20 protein-coding genes are annotated in these 20,694 nt (G+C 66.2%); 15 read left to right on the top strand and 5 right to left on the bottom strand.

Annotated elements, in window-relative coordinates:
- The 5 genes from SCI24_RS08000 to SCI24_RS07980 all read left to right on the top strand — a co-directional run.
- A partial coding sequence (locus SCI24_RS08000; protein WP_318724894.1) for an L-carnitine dehydrogenase occupies positions 1–953 on the top strand: 953 nt, incomplete at its 5' end.
- Positions 953–1,408, top strand: coding sequence for a thioesterase family protein (locus SCI24_RS07995; protein WP_318724893.1), 456 nt, complete (start codon positions 953–955; stop codon positions 1,406–1,408). The genes SCI24_RS08000 and SCI24_RS07995, both read left to right, overlap by 1 nt.
- A gap of 636 nt (positions 1,409–2,044) precedes the next feature.
- On the top strand, positions 2,045–3,253 hold the full coding sequence (locus SCI24_RS07990; RefSeq protein ID WP_318724892.1) for a M24 family metallopeptidase: 1,209 nt from the start codon (positions 2,045–2,047) through the stop codon (positions 3,251–3,253).
- A gap of 55 nt (positions 3,254–3,308) precedes the next feature.
- Positions 3,309–4,067, top strand: coding sequence for a creatininase (locus tag SCI24_RS07985; RefSeq protein ID WP_318724891.1), 759 nt, complete (start codon positions 3,309–3,311; stop codon positions 4,065–4,067).
- 83 nt (positions 4,068–4,150) lie between these two features.
- Positions 4,151–5,839 carry a BCCT family transporter gene (locus SCI24_RS07980; RefSeq protein ID WP_318724890.1) on the top strand — a complete coding sequence of 563 codons (1,689 nt, stop codon included), beginning with the start codon at positions 4,151–4,153 and terminating at the stop codon, positions 5,837–5,839.
- A 156-nt stretch (positions 5,840–5,995) separates the two neighbouring features.
- Here the strand turns inward: SCI24_RS07980 and SCI24_RS07975 are convergent, their stop codons facing one another.
- Positions 5,996–6,859, bottom strand: coding sequence for a LysR family transcriptional regulator (locus SCI24_RS07975; RefSeq protein ID WP_318724889.1), 864 nt, complete (start codon positions 6,857–6,859; stop codon positions 5,996–5,998).
- Between the two features lie 304 nt (positions 6,860–7,163).
- Between SCI24_RS07975 and SCI24_RS07970 the strand changes: the two genes are divergently transcribed.
- From SCI24_RS07970 to purU, 7 genes are all read left to right on the top strand, one after another.
- Entirely contained in the window at positions 7,164–8,219 is a 1,056-nt protein-coding gene (locus SCI24_RS07970) for a GlxA family transcriptional regulator (RefSeq protein ID WP_318724888.1), read from the top strand.
- Between the two features lie 284 nt (positions 8,220–8,503).
- On the top strand, positions 8,504–9,805 hold the full coding sequence (gene glyA, locus SCI24_RS07965) for a serine hydroxymethyltransferase (RefSeq protein ID WP_318724887.1): 1,302 nt from the start codon (positions 8,504–8,506) through the stop codon (positions 9,803–9,805).
- Positions 9,806–9,855: 50 nt separating this feature from the next.
- Positions 9,856–11,106, top strand: coding sequence for a sarcosine oxidase subunit beta family protein (locus tag SCI24_RS07960; protein WP_106229566.1), 1,251 nt, complete (start codon positions 9,856–9,858; stop codon positions 11,104–11,106).
- A 12-nt stretch (positions 11,107–11,118) separates the two neighbouring features.
- Positions 11,119–11,478 carry a sarcosine oxidase subunit delta gene (locus SCI24_RS07955; RefSeq protein ID WP_318724886.1) on the top strand — a complete coding sequence of 120 codons (360 nt, stop codon included), beginning with the start codon at positions 11,119–11,121 and terminating at the stop codon, positions 11,476–11,478.
- Entirely contained in the window at positions 11,475–14,525 is a 3,051-nt protein-coding gene (locus SCI24_RS07950; RefSeq protein ID WP_318724885.1) for a sarcosine oxidase subunit alpha family protein, read from the top strand. Before SCI24_RS07955 ends, SCI24_RS07950 begins: the two co-directional genes overlap by 4 nt.
- The gene (locus tag SCI24_RS07945; RefSeq protein WP_318724884.1) at positions 14,518–15,186 is read left to right on the top strand and encodes a sarcosine oxidase subunit gamma; all 669 of its coding nucleotides are present in this window, start codon (positions 14,518–14,520) and stop codon (positions 15,184–15,186) included. Before SCI24_RS07950 ends, SCI24_RS07945 begins: the two co-directional genes overlap by 8 nt.
- Before the next feature lie 47 nt (positions 15,187–15,233).
- Complete coding sequence (gene purU / locus SCI24_RS07940) at positions 15,234–16,100, top strand: formyltetrahydrofolate deformylase (protein WP_318724883.1); 867 nt, start codon at positions 15,234–15,236, stop codon at positions 16,098–16,100.
- Between the two features lie 77 nt (positions 16,101–16,177).
- On the opposite strand, the gene SCI24_RS07935 is transcribed toward purU, so the two are convergent.
- The 4 genes from SCI24_RS07935 to SCI24_RS07920 all read right to left on the bottom strand — a co-directional run bounded on the left by SCI24_RS07935 (position 16,178) and on the right by SCI24_RS07920 (position 17,984).
- Positions 16,178–16,618, bottom strand: coding sequence for a DUF411 domain-containing protein (locus SCI24_RS07935; protein WP_318724882.1), 441 nt, complete (start codon positions 16,616–16,618; stop codon positions 16,178–16,180).
- Positions 16,615–16,767, bottom strand: coding sequence for a hypothetical protein (locus SCI24_RS07930; protein WP_166644568.1), 153 nt, complete (start codon positions 16,765–16,767; stop codon positions 16,615–16,617). The genes SCI24_RS07935 and SCI24_RS07930 overlap by 4 nt, the downstream gene beginning before the upstream one ends.
- A gap of 80 nt (positions 16,768–16,847) precedes the next feature.
- Positions 16,848–17,150 carry a hypothetical protein gene (locus SCI24_RS07925; protein WP_318724881.1) on the bottom strand — a complete coding sequence of 101 codons (303 nt, stop codon included), beginning with the start codon at positions 17,148–17,150 and terminating at the stop codon, positions 16,848–16,850.
- A gap of 123 nt (positions 17,151–17,273) precedes the next feature.
- Positions 17,274–17,984: a hypothetical protein gene (locus tag SCI24_RS07920; protein WP_318724880.1), complete on the bottom strand. Its 711-nt coding sequence runs from the start codon at positions 17,982–17,984 to the stop codon at positions 17,274–17,276.
- A gap of 210 nt (positions 17,985–18,194) precedes the next feature.
- Here SCI24_RS07920 and SCI24_RS07915 point away from each other — a divergent pair, with 210 nt between their 5' ends.
- From SCI24_RS07915 to SCI24_RS07905, 3 genes are read left to right on the top strand one after another with little or no spacing between them, the layout of a single operon-like run.
- Positions 18,195–18,689: a plastocyanin/azurin family copper-binding protein gene (locus SCI24_RS07915; protein WP_318724879.1), complete on the top strand. Its 495-nt coding sequence runs from the start codon at positions 18,195–18,197 to the stop codon at positions 18,687–18,689.
- A 9-nt stretch (positions 18,690–18,698) separates the two neighbouring features.
- The gene (locus tag SCI24_RS07910) at positions 18,699–19,364 is read left to right on the top strand and encodes a response regulator transcription factor (protein WP_318724878.1); all 666 of its coding nucleotides are present in this window, start codon (positions 18,699–18,701) and stop codon (positions 19,362–19,364) included.
- A complete protein-coding gene (locus SCI24_RS07905) occupies positions 19,345–20,679 on the top strand; it encodes an ATP-binding protein (RefSeq protein ID WP_318724877.1) in 1,335 nt (444 codons plus the stop codon). Before SCI24_RS07910 ends, SCI24_RS07905 begins: the two co-directional genes overlap by 20 nt.
- Positions 20,680–20,694: the final 15 nt, after the last annotated feature.

The raw sequence follows: 20,694 nt of genomic DNA, 5'->3' as shown, positions 1-20,694 counted from the left end.
GCCAGCGACTCGCCGTGATCGGCACCGGGGTGATCGGCAACGGCTGGATCGCCCGCGCCCTGGCCCGCGGCTGGGACGTGGTGGCCTTCGACCCCGACCCCGAGGCCCCCGTCCGCACCCGCGCCTTCGTCGACAACGCCTGGGGGTCTCTCGAAAGGTTGGGCCTGGCGGAGGGCGCCAGCCCCGAGCGGCTCACCTTCGTGGACCGTCTCGAGGAGGCCGTAGCCGGCGCCGACCTGATCCAGGAGAACGTGCCGGAGCGCCTGCCCCTCAAGCAGGAGATCCTCGCCGCCATCGATGCCGCGGCGGAAGAGCAGGTGGTCATCGGCTCGTCGACGTCCGGCTTCAAGCCCAGCGACCTGCAGCAGGACTGTACCCGGGCGCCGGGGCGGGTGATCGTCGCCCACCCCTTCAACCCGGTCTACCTGCTGCCGCTGGTCGAGCTCGTCGGCGGCGCGGCCACCGAGCCCGCGCATATCGAGCAGGCCCAGGCGCTCTACCAGGAACTGGCCATGCGCCCGCTGGTGGTGCGCCGCGAGATCGAGGGGCATATCGCCGACCGCCTGATGGAGGCGCTGTGGCGCGAGGCGCTGCACCTGGTCAACGACGGCGTGGCCACCACCGAGGAGATCGACGCCGCCGTGGTCTATGGCTGCGGGCTGCGCTGGTCGCTGATGGGCACCTTCCTCACCTTCCACCTGGCCGGTGGTGAGCAGGGCATGCGCCATATGCTCGAGCAGTTCGGCCCGGCGCTGAAGCTGCCCTGGACCAAGCTCGAGGCCCCCGAGCTCACCGACACCCTGATAGACCGCGTGGTCGAGGGCTGTGAGCACCAGGCCGCCGGCCGCCCGGTGGCCGAGCTCGACCGCCGCCGCGACGACTTCCTGGTGGAGCTGCTCGACCTGGTGCAGAAGTACTGGCCCGAGGCCGAGGGCCTGGAGGGACGCATCTGATGGTGATCCTGGAGAGTCGCGTCGCCCCTGAGTGGGTCGACTACAACGGCCACATGAACGACGCCGAGTACGCCCGGGTCTTCTCCCTGGGCGTGGAGGCGCTGATGGACCATATCGGCCTGGACGCCGCCGGCCGCCAGCGGCACGGCGTCACGATCTACACCCTGGAGACCCACCTCTGCTATCGCCGCGAGGCCCACGAGCGTCAGCCGCTGCGCGTGGCCCTGACCCTGCTGGATCGAGATGCCAAGCGGCTGCACGCCTTCTTCGAGCTGCTCGACGAGGAAGGCAACCTGCTCGCCACCAGCGAGCAGATGCTGATGGGCATCAGCAGCGAGGCCGGGCGCCCCGCGCCCTTTCCGGAGACCGTGGCCACCATCATCGCGGCGTTGCCCCATGCCGCGCCAGATGCCTGGCCGGAACTCGCCGGGCGCACCATCGGCATACGTCGCTAGCTTTCGCTTCCAGAATTGTGAGAGATCGGCCGCCCCATGGGCGGCCCGACGGGATTGCCGGCCCGAGTTCAGCAACTTCGCCTGGTTCTCGATGCTGTTCTCCGCCGGTATCGCGGGGATCGGCACCTGCTCCTCGGCGCCGCCGGGGCCTGAGGCTACTCGCCTGGCGACCTGATTTCTCTTCCTCTCCCTTTCCCTCTTCCTCTCACGATCCGTCGCTCCGCTGGAAATGAGCGTTCATGGCGCCGGTGGTTCGACGGCTTGTGCGTCTGGCACTCGCCAGGCTCATGGGACGCGGGCCGGTGCCTTCGAGACAGCGCCCAGGCCTGGCTACCCCACCCCAAGGCGTCAAACGGATCGGAGGCTGCCTGAAAGAGCGAGGACGTGCTGGCTCGTCTTGCTGGCATCTCGCGTAATTCTTGCGCAAGCCAATGAATTGAAGAGACATTTTCTGCACCAATGGGCGCATTTGCACTAGTCATTGGTGCCGGGAAATGCCGCTGGCCATATTCATTCACACCAGCAGAAAAGAGCGCGGTTCACCGGACCGATGAGGGCGATGCACCGGCGCGGATCAAGGCGGCTTCCGCCCAGCTGGAACAGCGATTCCCTTGAATGAAGTGAGGAGACAACAAGATGCAACTGCCGTCACTGATCGAGATTCCCAATGGCGAAAAGGTGGTACCGACCTTCTCGGACAGCGAAATGCAGGGCCGGCTGGCGCGCCTGCGTGACGACATGGCGCAGCAGGATATCGATGCGGTGGTGCTGACCTCCTACCACAACATCAACTACTTCAGCGATTTCGTCTACTGCAAGTTCGGCCGTGACTATGGGCTGGTCGTCACCCAGGATCGCTTCACCACCGTGACCGCCAACATCGACGGCGGGCAGCCCTACCGCCGCAATCGCCTGGGCGACAACATCGTCTACACCGACTGGCAGAAGGACAACTTCTTCAAGGCCGTCAAGCAGCTCTGCGAGGGCCGCCGTCGCGTCGGCGTCGAGTTCGACCACCTGACCCTGCAGAACCAGCAGAAGCTGCTGGCTGCCCTGGGCGACGTGGAACTGGTCGATATCGGCGTGCCGACCATGAAGATGCGCATGATCAAGTCCGCCGAGGAGATCGCGCTGATTCGCCAGGGGGCCCGTATCGCCGACGTGGGCGGCGTGGCCGTGCGCGACGCCATCTCGGTTGGGGTGCCGGAGTACGAGGTGTCACTGGCCGGTCAGGCCGCCATGGTGCGCGAGATCGCCAAGACCTACCCGCACAGCGAGCTGATGGATACCTGGGTGTGGTTCCAGTCCGGCATCAACACCGACGGCGCCCACAACCCGGTGACCAGCCGCCGCGTGCAGCCGGGCGATATCCTCAGCCTCAACACCTTCCCGATGATCTCGGGCTACTATACCGCCCTGGAACGCACCCTGTTCTGCGAGTACGCCTCCGACGAGCACCTGCGCCTCTGGCAGGCCAACTGCGAGGTCCACCGTCGCGGCCAGGAGCTGATCAAGCCCGGGGTACGCTGCTGCGACATCGCCCACGAGCTCAACGAGATCTTTGCCAGGCATGACCTGCTCCAGTACCGCACCTTCGGCTACGGCCACTCCTTCGGCACCCTGAGCCACTACTATGGCCGCGAGGCCGGGCTCGAGCTGCGCGAGGACATCGAGACCGTGCTTGAGCCGAACATGGTGGTCTCCATGGAACCGATGATCATGGTGCCGGAAGGTCGCCCCGGCGCCGGTGGCTACCGCGAGCACGATATCCTGGTGGTCAACGAGCACGGGGCCGAGAATATCACCGGCTTCCCGTACGGTCCGGAGCACAATATCATCAAGTAATCGATCAAATAAAAAGGGGAGCCGGGCTCCCCTTTTGGTGCTTGGGGAAGCCGAAATGAGCAATGTCAAGATAGAGAACCTGGACTGGATGACCTACAAGGAGCGTACGGAAGAGGGCAGGTGCAAGATCATCCTTCCGGTCGGTGCCATCGAGCAGCACGGCCCTCATATGTCGCTAAATCCGGATGTGCTGATTCCCAGTCATGTCGGCGAACAGGTGGCGGCTCGCGGTAACAATATGCTTGTCGCGCCACCTATCAGCTATGGGTACAAGTCACAGGTGAAGTCCGGCGGCGGGAACTTCTTCCCGGGAACGACCTGTGTATCGGGTGCCTCGCTGGAGAACTACGTCTTTGATGTGCTGCAGGCCTATGTCAATCATGGCAATCGCGAATTCATTCTGATCAACGGGCACTTCGAGAATTCCATGCACCTCTGCGAGGCCGCCGACAGGCTGGTCAACAAGTGCCAGTCGGAAGGGATCTCGATCAGGATCTACCTGCTTTCCTACTGGGACTTCATCAGTGACGAGACCGTTGAAAAGGTATTCCCGGACGGCTTCACCGGCTGGGCCGTCGAGCATGGCGGGGTGCTGGAAACCTCGATCATGCTGAAGATTCATCCCGAGCTCGTCGACATGTCCAAGGCCGTCGACGTCGAGCCCGCGAGCTTCCCGCCCTACGATGTCTTTCCTCCCGACCCGAGCTGGGTGGCGACGTCCGGCACCCTCTCGTCTCCCATCAAGGCCACGGCCGAAAAGGGGGAGATGATCCTGGAAGAGTGCATATCGGGAATCGTATCGCACTTGAACTGAGTCACTGGCCATGTGCCCCGAGAGGCTCTCGGGGCCTGAGATGTCAGGGACGATGCCAAGTACAATAATAGTGAGGTATCAAGATGCCTAAGAAAGAACCGGTAACGGTCCCACGATTCACGGGGCGAGACCTGCCTCCCATCGGCCGGCTGGTCATCCAGTTTGCCCCGCCCATCGCCATCATTGCGCTGATCGCGATGGTGCTTCGCAATCCCGATGGCGTCGCCTCGGTCATCTTCGACCTGAGAACCTACGTCACGGGGGGCTTCACCTGGCTGTTCATCCTCTATTCGCTGTTCGCCGTGGCGGTCTGCGGCTGGCTGGTGTTCAGCAAGGTGGGTAACCGGGTCAGGCTGGGTGGCCCCAAGGCGAAACCCGAATACAGCAACTTCGCCTGGTACTCGATGCTCTTTGCCTGCGGTCAGGGCATCGGCCTGATCTTCTGGTCGGTGGCCGAGCCGATCATGCTGCGCGATGCGAGCCCGGTCTTCGAGGCGATGGAAGGCAACGTGGCGGGCGGTGGCATCGTCTGGGCCTATTTCCACTGGGGCTTCACCGCCTGGGCCATGTACTGTGTCGTCGCGGTTTGCCTCGCCTATTCGCACCATAACCTGGGCAAGACCCTGACCTTCCGCGAGGCGACGGTGGACCTGCTGCCGCGCTGGGCGCGAGGCGGTGCCGGCGTGGTGGTGGAACTGCTGGCGATCATGGCCACCATCCTGGGGCTCTCCACCTCCTTCGCCTTTGCCGCCATGCAGTTTACCGCGGGTCTCACGTCCTTCACCGGCGTCACCTCGGGACCCACCATCTGGCTGTTTGTCATCGTGGGCCTCGGTACCGCGGCGGCGATCTCGGCCTTCTTCGGGATCAGCAAGGGGATGCGCCTGATCAGCGAGACGAACTCTATCCTGAGCGTCGTGCTGGTAGTGGCGGCCTTCATTTTCGGACCCACGCTGTTCATCATCTCCAACATCACCCAGACCTTCGGCTCTTACTTCGCCAACTTCGTGCCGATGAGCTTCTGGACGGATGCGCCGAGCACGGCCGAGCCGCTGACCTCCTGGCAGCAGAGCTGGAACGGCTGGTGGACGGTGTTCATCTGGTGCTGGGTGATCGCCTTCTCGCCCTTCGTGGCCGGCTTCATCGCCCGTATCTCCCGGGGGCGCACGCTGCGTGAATTCGTCATCGGCGTCACCATCATTCCTTCCCTGATCGTCATGCTGTGGATCGGCGTGCTGGGCTCCGCGGCCATCTACTACGACGACAAGAGCGGGCGAGGCATCACCGATGCGGTGAACGCGGATGTCGCCAGCGGCCTCTTCGCGATGCTGGAATCCATCCCGGTGGTGGGCAGCCTGCTGCTGGTGGTCGCGACGGTGCTGGTGGCCACCTACTACGTGACTTCCCTGGATGCCGGCACCTACGCCCTGGCGGACTTCGTCTCGGCACCCAAGCGGGCGGGTGCCTGGTTCCGGGTGGTGCTGGTACTCAGCATCGGCGCCGTGGCCACGGTGCTGCTGACCCTCGGCGGGAGCGGAGTGGTCGATACGGTCCAGACCGGCACCATCATCGGCGCCTTCCCGTTCTCCATCGTGATCCTGCTGATGATCGTGAATACCATTCGCCGCCTGCTCAGCCGGGACCAGGCGACCAGGGAACTCGAGAAGGTGGTCAATGACCCCGACCCCAACGTGAAGCTCAAGGTCGACAGCGAGGGGGCGGTCCAGGCGGTCTCCGGTGACAACCTGAAACCCAGCGTTTCAGGCACCTGACGGCCCTGACCCGTCACCCGTCAGGGTCACGCTCGAGAATGACGCGACGGCGCGTGCACCCTGAAGGCCCCTGGCCTGCCGGTCATCACCCCGACCGGCAGGCCTTCTTGCGTTGCGCATGTCGATGTCACCCGGGGCGTCGAGACGGGCCGCCGCTCACAGGTTGGCAATTCCGGATCTCAGGAAGTCCAGCACGTGGCGCGAGGCCACGTTGAGCTCGGGCTCCTTGTAGTAGAGGCCGATGCAGACGCGCTCCAGGGCGGGAAGGGTGGCCGTGCTTTCGGCATGCCTGAGATGGTCCGGTATGACGGAGCTGGCCATGGCGGTGATGCCGAGTCCCTCCTCCACGGCGGAGAAGATGCCGAGCAGGCTGGTGCTGGTGTACATGAAGCGATAGGGGTGCTGCTGGGCCTGCAGCGCCTCCTCCATGATCGAGCGATAGACGCACCCCTGCGGATAGGCGATCAAGGGGATCGGCTCATCATCGCAGCTGGCCAGGTGGCCTTCCTTGTAGACCCACTCGAGGCCTTCCAGCCGGTAGTCCCGAGAATCCCTGTCCTCGTTCTCCTTGGCCCGTTCCATGGCCAGGGCGATGTCGTAATGCCCCTTCTGGTAGCGCTGGAGTATCACCTTGCTGATCTCGCAGTCCACCTCGACGATGATATTGGGGTAGACCTTCGACAGCTTTCTCAGTGCCCTGGGCAGGAAGGCCAGTTCGAAGTCGTTGGGGATGCCGAGGCGAACCTTCCCGGAAATATTGTCGCCCCTTACCTTGGCGATGATCTGGTCATTGATCTCCAGTATTCGCCGTGCCGCTTCGTAAAGGTACTCCCCGTCCTCGGTGAGCTCCAGGCTTGATCCCCTGAGAAATATCTTTGTATCAAGAAGTTCCTCCAGCTTCTTCACCTGAAGGCTGATGGCGGGCTGAGACCGGCCCAGCAGCTCACCGGCGCTGGTGAAGCCACCCAGGTCCTTGATCGTGACGAAGGTCCTCAGCAGGTCGGTGGGGATATTGGTCATCGTTACGCCATGTCGATGTCTGATGTGAGCATTGAGTATACAAATTGGCGCGTATCGCGTGCGGAAAATCCCTTGAAGAACCCAAAGTCGGCAGCCTGACAGGGCATGCCAAACCAGGAACAGGATAGCCTTCTGAAGACTGCCCTTGCCGCGGCCGCAGCATCACGGGCGTGGCCTCCTTGATTTGCGGGTACGAGGTCAGCGGCAAGTTGGATGTGGCCGATTCTGCTGCATGTGGTGCTGGCGTGGAGGGCGGGATACGCTGGAGCCTTGGATCGAGTCCATGATTGGAGATCTGCTTGCCATGACGCCAGGCACCACGACGGGCCTCCTTCGCCAGGGAGAGCCACTATCGGTCGGCTTCGTCCTGCTGCACCGCTTCACCCTGCTGCCCTTCGCCGCCTTCGTCGATTGCCTGCGGCTGGCCGCCGACGAGGGGGATCGCAGCCGCCAACTGCGCTGCCACTGGACCTTCATGACCAGCGCCGGGCAGGAGGCCCTCTCCAGCTGCGGTGCCGCCATCTCGCCCTGCCTGTCGTTCCGTGATCCCGGCGAGTTCGACTACATCGTGGTGATCGGTGGCGTGCAGGCGCAGAAGGAGCGGCAGGATTCCAATGCTCTGGCCTACCTGCGCCAGGCGGCCGAGGCGGGCGTGCCGCTGGTGGGCCTGTGCACCGGCGTCTTTGCCCTGATCCAGGCAGGGTTGATGAAGGGGCGGCGCTGCTGCGTCAGCTGGTACCACCACCGCGACATGATGCAGCGTTTTCCCGCCATCGAGCCGGTGGCCGATCGCCTGTTCATCGACGACGGGGACCGGCTCACCTGTGCCGGCGGGGCGGCGGCGGCGGACCTGGCCGCCTATCTGGTCGAGCGCCACCTGGGCAAGGCGTGGGCCATGAAGAGCCTCAACATCATGCTGCTCGACGAGGCACGCGTCGGCACCCATCCCCAGCCGCAGCCGGTGGTGTTCGGCAAGATCGAGGATCGCCTGGTGCGCCGTGCCATCGCCGTGCTCGAGCAGCACCTGGGCGAGGCCATCTCCATGGATGCGCTGGCCGAGCGGGTGGGCACCTCCCGAAGGCATCTGGAGCGCCGCTTCCGCGAGATCCTGGGGGTCGGGCCGCAGAAGTTCGCCCGTGATCTGCGCCTGCGCTATGGCCTCTGGCTGCTGCACTACACGGGCAAGAGCATCACCGAGATCGGCGAGCGCTGCGGTTTCGCCGATACGGCCCACTTCTCGCGCCAGTTCCGCAGCGCCTTCGACATGACCCCGTCGGAGATGCGCAAGCGTGCCGGCGAGCCCGGCAGCGACCGGGTCGACCCCTTCTTCCTGCATGTCGAGGGCCGGCCTTCTCTCTGAGAACTCGGCTACAGCCCAGGGTCCGCGTCTCCTCGCGCTTGCCGCCAGCATGTGGCAGCCCGGCGCTTCCCGCTCTTCGAGCGGCGATCAGTGTTCCTGGCGTTCAGGAATCCTGTCGCATCTGTTCAATCCCTTCCCCTCGCCGTCGTCTTTAATCGATGCGTACGCCGGACGCGCTGCGTGGCGGTTATCCACGCATAAGGATTTCAAATTTTCTCCGCCGGCAGGTTGCCGATAGATTCGAGTAACACCCTGCCCGCCACCGATAACAACAGGAGTGAGTCATGAACCAGGTAGGTCTCGCCGCCTTCGATTCTCAGATCGCCGCCGCCATCGCCGACGAGGTGGTCCGCCAGGAGGCCCACGTCGAGCTGATCGCCTCGGAGAACTACGCCAGCCGGGCCGTGATGGAGGCCCAGGGCACCCAGCTGACCAACAAGTACGCCGAGGGCTACCCGGGCAAGCGCTACTACGGCGGCTGCGAGCACGTCGACGTGGTCGAGCAACTGGCCATCGATCGCGCCTGCGACCTGTTCGGCGCCGACTACGCCAACGTCCAGCCGCACTCCGGCGCCCAGGCCAATGCCGCGGCCTTCATGGCCCTGGTCAAGCCCGGCGATACCGTGCTGGGCATGAGCCTGGCCCACGGCGGTCACCTGACCCACGGCGCGGCGCCCAACTTCTCCGGCAAGCACTACCACGCCGTGCAGTACGGCCTGAACCCGGAGACCGGCGAGATCGACTACGAGGAGGTCGAGCGCCTGGCGCGCAGCCACAAGCCGAAGATGATCATCGCCGGCTTCTCGGCCTATGCCCGGGTGGTGGACTGGCGGCGTTTCCGCGCCATCGCCGACGAGGTGGGCGCCTGGCTGATGGTCGACATGGCCCACGTGGCGGGCCTGGTCGCCGCCGGCCACTACCCGAGCCCGATTCCCCACGCCCACGTGGTGACCACCACCACCCACAAGACCCTGCGCGGCCCGCGCGGCGGCCTGATCCTCTCCGCCGCCGGCGACGCGGATCTCTACAAGAAGCTCAACGGTGCGGTCTTCCCGGGCCAGCAGGGCGGCCCGCTGATGCACGTCATCGCCGCCAAGGCGGTGGCCTTCAAGGAGGCCATGAGCCAGGAGTTTGTGCAGTACCAGCGGCGTGTGGTCGACAACGCCCGCGCCATGGCCGGGGTCTTTCTGGAGCGCGGCTATGACGTCGTCTCCGGCGGCACCGACGACCACCTCTTCCTGGTCTCGCTGATCAAGCAGGGCGTCACCGGCAAGGATGCCGACGCGGCACTCGGCCGCGCCCATATCACCGTCAACAAGAACGCCGTGCCCAATGACCCCCAGAGCCCGTTCGTCACCTCCGGCCTGCGCATCGGCACCCCGGCGGTGACCTCCCGCGGGTTCGACGAGGCCGAGTGCAGCGAGCTGGCCGGCTGGATCTGCGACATCCTCGATGTCCTGGCCGAGCGCCGCAGCACGGGGGCGGTCGAGGACGAGGTGCGTGAGAAGGTCGCCGCCCTCTGCGAGCGCCATCCGGTCTACGGCGACGCCGCTCCGGCCGCGGTACGTGAAGCCGCTACCGCCTGAACCCGAACAGGATCGGCCCCGCCGCGCGGGGCCGGCCGAGGAGGAAGAAGATGCAACGCTATTCAGGCTTCGGGCTGGCCAAGCACGCGCTCAGCCACCACGAGAACTGGGAGCGCCAGTGGCGCAACCCCACGCCGAAGAAGCAGTACGACGTGATCATCGTCGGCGGCGGCGGCCACGGCCTGGCCACCGCCTACTACCTGGCCAAGGAGCACGGCATCACCAATGTGGCCGTGGTGGAGAAGGGCTGGCTGGGCGGCGGCAACACCGCCCGCAATACGACGATCGTGCGCTCCAACTATCTGTGGGACGAGGCGGCGGCGCTCTACGAGCACTCCATGAAGCTGTGGGAGGGGCTCTCTCAGGACCTCAACTACAACGTCATGTTCTCTCAGCGTGGCGTGATGAACCTGGCCCACACCCTGCAGGACATGCGTGACGTCCAGCGCCGGGTCAACGCCAACCGCCTCAACGGCATCGACAGCGTGGTGCTCACCCCCGAGGAGATCCAGGAGATCGTGCCGATCATGGACTGCTCGAAGAACGCCCGCTATCCGATCCTCGGCGCCTCCTGGCAGCCGCGGGCCGGCGTGGCGCGCCACGACGCCGTGGCCTGGGGTTTCGCCCGGGCGGCCGATGCGCTGGGCGTGGACATCCTGCAGAACACCGAGGTCACCGGCTTCAAGATCCGCGACGGCCGGGTCTACGGGGTGCACACCAACCGCGGCGACATCGAGGCCAAGACCGTGGGCTGCGTGGCGGCCGGCAACTCCGGGGTGCTGGCGAAGATGGCCGGCTTCCGGCTGCCGCTGGAGTCCCACCCGCTGCAGGCGCTGGTCTCCGAGCCGCTCAAGCCGGTGCTGGATACCGTGGTGATGTCCAACCACGTGCACGGCTACATCAGCCAGACCGACAAGGGCGACCTGGTGATCGGTGCCGGCATCGACGGCTACAACGGCTACGGCCAGCGCGGCAGCTACCCCACCGTGGAGCACACCCTGCAGGCCATCGTCGAGATGTTCCCTATCTTCTCGCGGGTGCGCATGAACCGGCAGTGGGGCGGCATCGTCGACACCTGCCCGGACGCCTGCCCGATCCTCTCCGCCACGCCGGTGAAGGGGCTCTTCTTCAACTGCGGCTGGGGCACCGGCGGCTTCAAGGCCACCCCGGGCTCGGGCCACGTCTTCGCCTGGACCCTGGCCAAGAACCAGGCCCACCCGATCGCGGCCCCGTTCTCCATCGACCGTTTCCACACCGGGGCTCTCGTCGACGAGCACGGCGCGGCCGGCGTTGCTCACTAAGGAGGCACTCCCATGTTTCTTATCTACTGCCCCTACTGCGAGGAGCATCGCGAGGAAGAGGAGTTCCATGCCAAGGGCCAGGCGCATATCGCCCGTCCGGAGGACCCCGAGGCCTGCTCCGACGAGCAGTGGGGCGACTACCTCTTCTTCCGCGACAACCCGCGCGGCATCCACCACGAGCTGTGGGTGCACGCCGTGGGCTGCCGCAAGTTCTTCAACATCACCCGCAACACCGTGAGCTACGAGATCCTCGAGACCTACCGGATAGGTGAGCAGCCGCGCTTCACCGCCGAGCATCCCGAGGGCAAGCCCGCCGAGGCGGTAGCCGCCCGGGCGGAAGAGGTCGAGCGTCAGGAAGGAGTCAAGGCATGAGCCAGTCGCTGAAACAGCCGAATCGTCTTCGCGAGGGCGGACGCATCGACCGCGCGCGTACCCTGAGCTTCACCTTCAACGGCAAGCGCTACCAGGGCCATGCCGGCGACACCCTGGCCTCGGCGCTGCTGGCCAACGGGGTGGACATCGTCAACCGCAGCTTCAAGTACTCTCGGCCCCGGGGCATCGTCGCCGCCGGCGCCGAGGAGCCCAATGCGCTGGTCCAGCTGGGCAGCAGCGAGGCGGCCCAGGTGCCCAACGTGCGCGCCACCCAGCAGGCGCTGTTCGATGGCCTCACGGCACAGAGCACCAACGGCTGGCCCAACGTCCAGCGCGATGTCATGAGCCTGGTGGGCAAGCTGGGCGGGCGCTTCATGCCGCCGGGCTTCTACTACAAGACCTTCATGGCCCCGGCCTCCATGTGGATGACCTACGAGAAATACATTCGCAAGGGCGCGGGCCTGGGCCGCAGTCCCATGGAGCGCGACCCCGACAGCTATGACCACCTCAACCAGCACTGCGACCTGCTGGTGGTCGGCGCCGGCCCCGCGGGCCTGGCCGCGGCGCTCACCGCGGCGCGCGGCGGGGCCCGGGTGATCCTCTGCGACGAGCAGGAGGAGATGGGCGGCTCGCTGCTCGACAGCCGTGAGCTGCTTGACCATCAGCCCGCCGCCCGCTGGGCCGAGCAGGTGGCCACCGAGCTGGCCGGGCTCGACAGCGTCACCCTGCTGCCCCGCACCACCGCCAACGGCTACCACGACCACCACTTCGTGACCCTGCACGAGCGGCGTACCGAGCACCTCGGCGAATGCGCGCCGACGGTCGATGGCTATCGTCCCTCGCGGTCGCGCATGCATCGCGTTCGCGCCGGCCAGGTGCTGCTCGCCACCGGCGCCCACGAGCGGCCGCTGGTCTATGCGGGCAACGACGTGCCGGGCAACCTGGTGGCCGGCGCCGTCTCGACCTATATCCGCCGCTACGGGGTGGTGCCGGGCGAGAAGCTGGTGCTCTCCGTCAGCAACGACCACGCCTACCGCGCCGCGCTGGACTGGGATGAGGCCGGCCGCGAGGTGGTGGCCATCGTCGACGCCCGCCGCAACCCGGATGGCGAACTGGTCGAGCAGGCTCGCGCCCGCGGCATCCGCATCATCGAAGGCTCGGCGGTGATCGAGGCCAAGGGCGACAAGCGCGTCAGCGCCGCCCGCGTCGCCACCATCGATGTCGAGGCCTTCAATGTCACCGGCCAGGCCGAGACCCTGGCCTGCGACACCATCGCCAGCTCCGGCGGCTACAGCCCGGTGATCCACCTGGCCTCCCACACCGGCGCCCGGCCGACCTGGAACGACGAGATCCTCGGCTTCGTGCCGAGCCTGGTGAAGGGCGTGCATGCCGCCGGCAGCGCCCGTGGCCTCCACGACCTCGCCGAGGGGCTGGCCGATGGCAGCGCCGCGGCCGCCCGGGCACTGGCCGCTCTCGGCCTGTCCGCCGAGGCCATCACGCTGCCCCAGGTCGATGCCCGCCGCGAAGGCACGGCCTGTGCGCTCTACCAGGTGCCCCACGAGAAGCCGACCCTGCGCGCGCCCAAGCAGTTCGTCGACCTGCAGAATGACGTCACCGCGGCGGCCATCGAACTGGCCACCCGCGAGGGCTTCGAGTCCATCGAGCACGTCAAGCGCTACACCGCCATGGGTTTCGGCACCGACCAGGGCAAGCTCGGCAACATCAACGGCATGGCCATCGCCGCCCGCTGCCTGGGCAAGTCGATCCCCGAGGTGGGCACCACGGTGTTCCGCCCCAACTACACCCCGGTCACCTTCGGCGCCATCGTCGGCCGCCACTGTCGCGAGCTGTTCGACCCTGAGCGCTATACCGCCCTGCACCAGTGGCACGTGGAGAACGGCGCCGAGTTCGAGGAGGTGGGCCAGTGGAAGCGCCCCTGGTACTTCCCGAGGACCGTCAACGGCAAGAAGGAGAGCCTGGACGAGGCCGTCGCCCGCGAGTGCCTGGCGGTGCGCGAGAAGGTCGGCATCCTCGACGCCTCGACTCTCGGCAAGATCGACATCCAGGGCCCGGATGCCCGCGAGTTCCTGGGGCGCATCTACACCAACAAGTGGGCCAAGCTGGCGCCCGGCCGCGCCCGCTACGGGCTGATGTGCAAGGACGACGGCATGCTGATGGACGACGGCACCACCAGCTGCCTGGCCGAGAATCACTTCCTGATGACCACCACCACCGGTGGCGCCGCCGGCGTGATGGAGTGGCTGGAGCTGTGGCATCAGACCGAGTGGCCGGAGCTGGACGTCACCTTCACCTCGGTGACCGACCACTGGGCAACCATGACGGTGACCGGCCCCGAGGCGCGCAAGCTGCTGGGCGAGATCACCGACATCGACCTCGACCGCGACGCCTTCAAGTTCATGGACTGGCGCGAGGGCAGGGTGGCGGACGTGCCGGCGCGGGTCTTCCGCATCTCCTTCACCGGCGAGCTCGCCTACGAGATCAACGTCCAGGCCAACTACGCCATGCACGTCTGGAAGACCCTGTTCGAGCACGGCGAGAAGTACGGCCTGACGCCCTACGGCACGGAGACGATGCATGTCCTGCGCGCCGAGAAGGGTTTCATCATCGCCGGTCAGGACACCGACGGCTCGGTGACCCCGGAGGACCTCGGCATGCAGTGGGCCGTCGGCTACGACAAGCCCGACTCCTGGGTGGGCAAGCGGGCCCTGTCGCGCTCCGACACCCGGCGGGCCGACCGCAAGCAGCTGGTGGGCCTCATGCCCAAGGATCCCAAGGTGGTGCTGGAGGAGGGGGCCCAGATCGTCTTCGATCCGGACCACGCCATCCCCATGCCCATGGTGGGCCACGTGACCTCCAGCTACTACAGCCCGACGCTGGGCAGCGGCTTCGCCCTCGCCGTGGTCAAGGGGGGCCAGTCGCGCATGGGCGAGACCGTCTACCTGCCCATGGCAGACGGCAAGACCCACGCCGCGGAAATCGTCGGCACGATCTTTGTGGATCCCAAGGGAGAGCGCCAGAATGTCTGAGCAAACCGCGAGCTGGTACAACCTCTATGATGCCCGGCCCCAGGCGGAGGTCCCGGCCGAGTCGCCGCTGGCCTGGTCCTACCACCACAGCGGTCGCCCGGCCGTCAGCGAGAAGAGCCGCGTGGTGCTGCGCGAGCGCGCCATGGCGGGCCACCTGGTCCTGCGCGGCGGCGCCATCGTCCTCGACGAGGCCGTGCGCCAGGTGCTGGGGGTCGGCCTGCCGGGCCGCCCCAACACCCTGACCCTGGACGAGAGCGGCGAGCGCTCGATCCAGTGGCTCTCCCCCGACGAGTGGCTGGTGATCGTGCCCGGCGGCGAGGAGTTCGCCCTGGAGAAGCGGTTGCGCGAGGCCCTGGGCGATGCCCGCGATACCTCTGTCAAAAACTATGCCATCGTCAACGCCAGCGGCGGCCAGACCCTGCTCGAGCTGACGGGCGACAAGGCCAGGGAGCTCTTGATGAAGTCGACGCCCTACGACGTCCACCCCGAGGCCTTCCCGGTCGGCAAGGGGGTGACCACGGTGTTCGCCAAGGCCAACCTGATCCTGCGTCGCCCCACGGAGGAGCGCTGGGAGCTGGTGCTGCGCCGCAGCTTCGCCGACTATCTCTATCGCTGGATCCTGGACGCCGGCGCCGAGTACGCCATCGGCGTCGAGGAGTGATCGCCACGGGGCCGGCAGCTGTCGGCCCCGCTTCGGGAGAAGATGAGATGCAGGACAACAACAATCGCTGGATCCTGGCGGCCCAGTGCCCGAGCCGGCTGGGCACCGTGGACGTGGTGACACGCTTCCTCAAGGAGAGCCGCTGCTACATCACCGAACAGCACTCCTTCGATGACCGGCTCAGCGGGCGCTTCTTTATCCGCACCGAGTTTCGTCCCGAGGAGGCGGATTTCGATGCGCCGGCCTTCCAGGCCGAGTTCGAAGCGCGCGCCGCCGAGTTCGAGATGACCTTCGAGCTCACTGCCCCCGGCACGCGGCTGCCGGTGGTGATCATGGTCTCCAAGGCCGATCACTGCCTCAACGACCTGCTCTATCGCTATCGCATCGGCCAGCTGCCCATCGATATCCGCGCCATCGTCTCCAACCACCCGGACCTGGAGAACCTGGCCGCGTGGCACGGGATTGCCTACCACCACTTTCCGATCACGGCCGAGACCAAGCCCGAGCAGGAGGCGCAGGTCTGGTCGGTGATCGAGGAGACCGGCGCCGAGCTGGTGATCCTGGCGCGCTACATGCAGGTGCTCTCGAGCGAGATGTGCGCGAAGCTCAGCGGGCGAGCGATCAACATCCACCACTCGCTGCTGCCGGGCTTCAAGGGGGCACGACCCTACCACCAGGCCTACGAGAAAGGCGTCAAGCTGGTCGGCGCCACGGCCCACTACATCAACGACGACCTGGACGAGGGACCGATCATCACCCAGGGCGTGGAGCCGGTGAGTCACGCCGACTACCCGGAGGACCTGGTCGCCAAGGGACGCGACGTCGAGTGCCTCACCCTTTCTCGGGCGGTGGCCCTGCACGTGGAACGCCGCGTCTTCCTGCACGCCAGGCGCACCGTGGTCTTCGACCGCTAGCTAGCGGTGATCTCTCGGTAACGAATCGCCCCGGCACTGGCCGGGGCGAACGCATGATGGAGGGTCGGAATGGGCACTCAGAGCGTCATGAAGGCCGCCTCCTGTCGGTCGGTGAACTGGTAGACCTCGTAGGGCGCCTGCTGGGAGCCGGGCATGCCGGGGGTGCCGATGGGCATGCCGGCGAGGCCGATGCCATCGACGGCCGGCCGCTCCTCGAACAGTTTCTCCACCGCCGCCAGCGGCACATGACCCTCGATCACGTACTCGCCCATCTCGATGGTGTGGCAGGAGCCGAGTCCGTAGGGCAGGCCCGCGGCCTCCTTGATCTGGCCGAGATCCCGGTCGTCGATGACGGTGACCGCGATGCCCATCTCCTCGAGATGTTCGGCATAGCCATCGCAGCAGCCGCACTGCGGGTTCTTGTAGAGCGTGGCCTCGGCCGGCAGGGCGGCCTGGGCGGTGGTGGCGCCGGTCAGCAGGGCGGCGGAGAGGAACAGGGTGGGGGCGAAGCGGTTCATGAGCGGTCCTCCTGGGAACGACGGGACGTGAACACATATTTGGCGAGGGCGGCGATGCCGAGGCCCAGCAGCAGCATGAAGGCCAGCGGCATCAGCCAGCCGATCCAGCCCATCGAGCCCATGAGGGCGAAGCAGTCGGTGCTCATCATGTCGAGACTCCTGACGAAAGTGCACAGGTAAAGCCGGTGGCAGGCGGATGGCCAGCGTCACCGAGGTGATAGGTGCACGGTCAGGGTCTGGGAGGTTCGCGCGGGGGCGGGGCGATGAATTCGACCGCGGCCGGTCCGTCGGTGTCGGCCAGGGTGTCGGGGGTGGCAGGAATGACGAGGGGCGTCGCCGACAGGGCCGCGCAGCCGGCGCATTCGGGGTCGGCGTGATCGAACATCTCGACCTCTGCCGTGCTGCAGTCAGCGGCGCAGCTCTCCATGGCCGCTTGGCCGGCCAGGCTGGTCACCGACAGCAGCACCGCGAGCAGCAACGCCAGCAGGCGTCCTCCTCGTGTGCGTTGCTGTGATCCGGCCGGTACGGTCATGCTGATGTCCTCGTCATCCTTGCGTCATTCTGTGCCAATCCTGCGGTTGACCACCTTGACCCAGCGCAATATCAGGGCGAGATGGCCGAGATGGGCCCGCCGCCAGGCGGCGGGCATCGGGTATCACTGCGGGTTGTTGCCGGAGGAAGGGCCCTGCTTCAGCTCCTCGCGCTGCTGATCGCTCAGCAGGTCCTGCATCCGATTACGCATGCGCACCTTGTCCGCCATCATCTCGCCCTGGAGGGTGGCCATCTGACCATGGAGTGCCTGGACTTCCTCCGGATCCGGACGCTCCGCCTGCATCAGCAGCATCATGTCGTCACGCAGGTTCATCATCTCGCCCATGCGTTCGAGCTGGGCGGAACGGTGCTCCCTGCGCATCTCGCGAAGGGAACTCAGCTGCTCCTCGTCGAGGATTCCGCCCATGCCGCCCATGCCGCCCATGGCACCCAGGTTCGCCATCATCGGGCAGGGCATCATGTCGCCCTGGCCGCCCATCATCATGCCGGGCCCCATGCCGCCCTGGCCACCCATCATCATGCCGGGCCCCATGCCGCCCTGGCCACCCATCATCATGCCGGGCCCCATGCCGCCCTGGCCGCCCATCATCATGCCGGGGCCCATGCCACCCTGGCCGCCCATCATCATGCCGGGGCCCATGCCGCCCTGGCCGCCCATCATCATGCTGGGGCCCATACCGCCCTGACCGCCCATCATGCCGCCTTGTTGCATGCCCTGACCCTGTTGCATACCTTGCGCAGAGGCGGCACCGCTGGTGACGACACCCATGCTGGCGGCCAGGGCGATGGCGATTACCTGCTTGTACTTGACCATGGTGCTTCCCTCATCTTGCGGTTGGCAAAGAGATCGTCTTCCGGGATCGAGGAAGGCGGGGCTAGTGTCAAATAGCAGCCTACAACCTATGGGTCGCCCCAAGGTCAAGGTGTTTCGATGGAGCAAAAACCACCTGGGCGAGTTCAGCCTCGTTTCAGGTTGTTGAGGTACAACCGAGTCTCCCCTGATACGACATGAGAGGTCCCCTTCATGCGCAAGATGCTACTGGCCCTGGTCCTGGGGCTTACGACCACTACTGCCTTCGCCGCCGGGCAGCACGATGCTTCCCACGCAGCGACAAGCGAGGCCGATATCGACCGCACCATTCGCTTCGAGGCGGGTGACATGTGGTTCGATCCCGAGGGGCTCGAGGTGGCGCCGGGCGAGACCATTCGCTTCGAGATCACCAACACCGGTAATATCGAGCACGAGTTCGTGATCGGCGATGCCAAGGCCCAGGAGGCGCATCGTGAGATGATGCAGGAGATGGACGGCAGCCACGGCGACGGCCATGAGGGACACGGCGGTCACGACATGGCGGAAGGAGAGCACGGCGGCCAGATGCCTGCCGTGACCATCGCGCCCGGTGAAACCGCCGAACTCGTGTGGATCGCTCCCGACAACGTGGAGCGTCTCGAATTCGCCTGCAACATTCCCGGGCACTACGAGGCAGGCATGTCGGGGAACATCGATATCCGGGAGTGACCCGCCTCCATGAAACTGTTGCTGCTCGAAGATGACGACCTGCTCGCGGAGAGCCTGGTCGAGTGTCTGGTAGACAACGGTTACCGTGTCGATCTGGCCACTTCGCTGAGAGTGGCCAGGTCGCTCATGGCAACCGAGCACTATGAGCTCGCGATCCTGGACCTCGGCCTTCCAGACGGCTCCGGGCTGGACCTGCTCAAGCTGTGGCGCAAGCATGGCCATGATCTTTCGGTGCTGATTCTCACCGCGCGCGATACCTGGGAAGACAAGGTGGTCGGACTCGAAGGCGGTGCGGATGACTACCTGACGAAGCCCTTCCATGAAGCCGAACTCATCGCCAGGGTGCGGGCCCTGCTGCGTCGAAAGTCCGGACGCCTGTCCCGGGAGATGACGCTCAATGGCGTCTCGCTGGATGAGGCGAACCAGCGTGTCCGCGTCGGTGGCGGCACCTGGCACCCCCTCACCGGCACCGAATTTCTCCTGCTGCGCTACTTCATGCACCACCCGGGGCGCGTTCTCTCCAAGGACCATCTGCTCAACCAACTCTACGCCCTGGATCAGGACGCCGCGGCACCCAACCTCATCGAGGTCTACATCGCGCGGCTGCGGCGCTATCTGGGCAAGTCGACCATCCAGACCCGGCGCGGCCAGGGTTATGTCTTCGTCACGCCTTGACCGGCGCAGCCTGCGTGTCCGGCTGCTGGCGCGGCTGTCAGGCATCGCCCTGGTGGTGGCCGGTATGACCTGGCTGTTGCACGGCATCCTGCTGAAGGATCTGGCGCGCGACTTCCTCGGGGCGCGACTCGAGCGGGAAGCCGGCCATGCCATCGAGCAACTGAGGCGCGACTACCTCTCCACTGCCGCCGTGCTGGATTCTGCCAGCCGAGGATTTCAGGTCTTCCACCACCTCTACGTGCTGCGCCTCGGCGATGATACCTCGGCCTCGGATACGCACTGGCAGGAGGCGCTGCAGCCCCTGCTCGATGCGTCCAGCGAAACGCTCGTCGAGGTGCGGGAAGGGCAGCAGCATCTGCTGGTCTATCGGCAGCCCTTCGCCCTCAACGGCGTGGATGGCGTATTGCTGATCGGCGAGGACTTCTCGCAGGTGGAGGCGGGGCTCCACCGGCTGCACTGGTGGGTCGGCGGGATTGCGGCGTCACTGCTGGTGATGCTCGTGGGACTCAACCTGCTGGCGGTCAATCGTGGGCTGATCCCCCTGTCACGGCTTCGCGACCAGTTGGGCGAGCTGCGCCGCGGTGAGCGTGAGCGTCTCTCCCTGGACGTGCCGTCCGAACTGGACGGCCTGGTCGTGCAGCTCAACCGCTTCATGGACGAGATCGACAGTCGCCTGCAGTGCTCTCGCGACTCGGTAGCCAATCTCTCCCACGCCCTCAAGACGCCGCTGGCGGCGGTGACCCAGGTGCTGCGCGGGACCCGCCCCATCGATGAGGCGCGCCGCCGGCGGCTGGTGGAGCGCCTGGAAGCGGTGCATGCCCAGCTGGATGCCGAGCTGCGACGCTCACGGATCGCCGGCCCTCACGCCGGGCGCATGTCCGAGTTGCGCCGTGACGGCGCTCGGCTGGTGGAGATGTTCCGTGTCCTCTACCCCGACAAGCGATTTCACCTGAACCTGCCGGATCGGCTCGACCAGCGTATCCCGGTCGAGTCGCAGGATCTCTCCGAGATACTCGGTATCGTGCTGGACAACGCCGGTAAATGGGCCTCCCACGAGGTTCACTGCCAGCTGCGCCTGGAGGGCTGTCTCACCATCCTCGTCGAGGACGATGGGCCGGGGGTGGCCGAAGCGGAGCTGCCGGGCCTCGGCCAGCGAGGCAGGCGCCTGGACGAGAGCCAGCCCGGCTACGGTCTTGGCCTCTCGATCCTGAATCAGTTGCTGACACGCTACTCGGGGCGGGTTCGGTTCGCGCAGAGCTCCCTCGGGGGATTGCGCGTGGAGATCACGGTGCCTGTCGGCGAGTGCCTGCCGTGAGCCTTCACGTTCAGC

Source organism: Halomonas sp., assembly GCF_033549285.1.
Taxonomy (GTDB): Bacteria; Pseudomonadota; Gammaproteobacteria; order Pseudomonadales; family Halomonadaceae; genus Halomonas.
This window is presented reverse-complemented; position numbering and strand designations above follow the sequence as displayed.